This window comes from Falsiroseomonas oryziterrae (assembly GCF_021864505.1).
In the GTDB taxonomy this organism is placed as follows: Bacteria; Pseudomonadota; Alphaproteobacteria; order Acetobacterales; family Acetobacteraceae; genus Falsiroseomonas; species Falsiroseomonas oryziterrae.
Window position 1 is genome coordinate 1 of record NZ_JAKJIB010000496.1, and the last position, 2,047, is coordinate 2,047.

The following is a 2,047-nucleotide window of genomic DNA, read 5'->3' on the forward strand; positions in this document are numbered from 1 at the left end:
GCGACGCGGCGGCGCTGCGCATTGCGCTGGCGGGCGCGACGCAGGTGGTGAACTGCGCCCACGCGCGCCACGCGCCGGCGGTGCTGGCGGCCGCGCCGGCCGACGCCTCCTTCGTGTTCCTGGGCTCGACGCGCCGCTTCTCGCGCTGGCCGGACGACCACGGCGACGGGGTGCGGGCGGGCGAGGCGGCGTTCCTCGGCGCCGGACGGCCCGGCGTGATGCTGCACCCGACGATGATCTATGGCGCCCAGGGGGAGGACAACGTGCAGCGCCTGGCTGCGCTGCTGAAGCGCATCCCGCTCGCGCCGCTGCCGGGCGGCGGGCGCGCGCTGGTGCAGCCGATCCACCAGGATGATCTCACCGCCTGCATCCTCGCCGCGCTGGCGCGCGACTGGCCCCGGCCCGAGGCGGTCGTGGTGGCGGGGCCGGAGGCCCTGCCCTATCGCGACTTCCTCGCCGCCGTGGCGCGCGCGGCCGGGCTGCGGCCGCCGCCCATCGTGCCGATCCCGGGCGCGCTGCTGATGGCGGCCGCGCCGCTGACGCGGATCGTGCCGAAGCTGCCGACCATCCGCCCGGCCGAGGTCCGCCGCCTGCTGGAGGACAAGGCCTTCGACGTCGGGCCGATGCGCGAGCGGCTCGGCGTGGTCGGTCGGCCCCTGGAACAAGGGCTCGCGCAGACCTTCGCGGCTTGACCGCCCCCGCGCCGCCGACCATTCAAGCCGACGATCCCGAAAGGCCAGACGTCATGCCCGTCATCAACCGCATCGCCGAATTCCATCCCGAGATGACCGCCTGGCGGCGCGATTTCCACGAGAACCCGGAGATCGGCTTCGAGGAGGTCCGCACCTCCGGCATCGTCGCCGCGAAGCTGCGCGAGTTCGGCTGCGACGAGGTGCACACCGGCATCGCGAAGACCGGCGTGGTCGGCGTGATCCGGGGGAACGGCGCGAGCGGGCGCGCCATCGGCTTCCGCGCCGACATGGACGCGCTGCCGATCGAGGAGCAGACCGGCCTGCCCTACGCGTCCAAGGTGCCGGGGAAGATGCATGCCTGCGGCCATGACGGGCACACGACCATGCTGCTGGGCGCGGCGAAATACCTGGCGGAGACGCGCAACTTCGACGGCACCATCTACCTGGTCTTCCAGCCGGCGGAGGAGAATCTCGCGGGCGGCGAGGTGATGGTGAAGGAAGGGCTGTTCGACCGCTTCCCGATGGACCGCATCTTCGGCATGCACAACTGGCCCGGCGCGCCGGCCGGCACCTTCCTGCACGCGCCGGGCCCGGTGATGGCGGCGGTGGCGAACCTGGAGGCGACGATCACCGGCACGGGCGCGCATGGCGCGATGCCGCACAACGGGGTGGACCCGATCCTGGCGGCGGCGCATGTCGTCACCGCGCTGCAGAGCGTGGTGGCGCGCAACGTCAACCCGCTCGAGGCGGGCGTGATCACCATCGGGCACTTCACCGGCGGCCACACCTTCAACGTGATCCCGGAGAGCGTGAAGCTGCAGGGCACGGCGCGCTGGTTCCTGCCCGAGGTCGGCGACCTGCTGGAGCGCCGCTTCCACGAGATCGTCACCGGCATCGCGGCGGCCATGGGCTGCACCGCGACGGCGAGCTTCACGCGGAGCTACCCGGCGACGGTGAACGAGGCGGAGAGCACCGAGCTCGCCGCGCGCGCCGCACGCGTGGTGGTGGGCGAGGCGCGCACGCGCCCCTTGCCGCAGCCGACCATGGGCGGCGAGGATTTCGCCTTCATGCTGAACGAGAAGGCCGGCGCCTACCTGTTCCTGGGCGGCGGCCGCGGCGAGGGCGAGGCGATGGTCCACCACCCGAAATACGACTTCAACGACGAGATCCTGCCGGTCGGCGCGAGCTGGTTCGCGACGCTGGCCGAGCAGCTGATGCCGCGGGGGCAGTGATGCGCGCGGCGATCCTCCTGGCGGCCATGCTGGCCGCGTCGCCGGCCCTGGCGCAACAGCAGCCGCGCCCGGCCCCTGCCCCCGCGCAGCCCGCGCCGCTGCCGGCCGCGCAGGCGGCACCGG

At 73.6% G+C, this 2,047-nt stretch carries 2 protein-coding genes; both read left to right on the plus strand.

Translation table 11 applies throughout. The annotated features are described in order from the left end of the window. A partial coding sequence (locus tag L2I40_RS22390; RefSeq protein WP_237217534.1) for an NAD(P)H-binding protein occupies positions 1 to 692 on the plus strand: 692 nt, incomplete at its 5' end. A 53-nt stretch (positions 693 to 745) separates the two neighbouring features. Next, positions 746 to 1,924 (plus strand): M20 aminoacylase family protein, encoded by a 1,179-nt coding sequence (locus tag L2I40_RS22395; RefSeq protein WP_237217536.1) that lies wholly within the window; start codon positions 746 to 748, stop codon positions 1,922 to 1,924. Positions 1,925 to 2,047: the final 123 nt, after the last annotated feature.

Bases quoted from the DNA above. Each gene is read 5' to 3' on its own strand.
- L2I40_RS22395 (WP_237217536.1), top strand. From the start codon at position 746: ATGCCCGTCATCAACCGCATCGCCGAATTCCATCCCGAGATGACCGCC.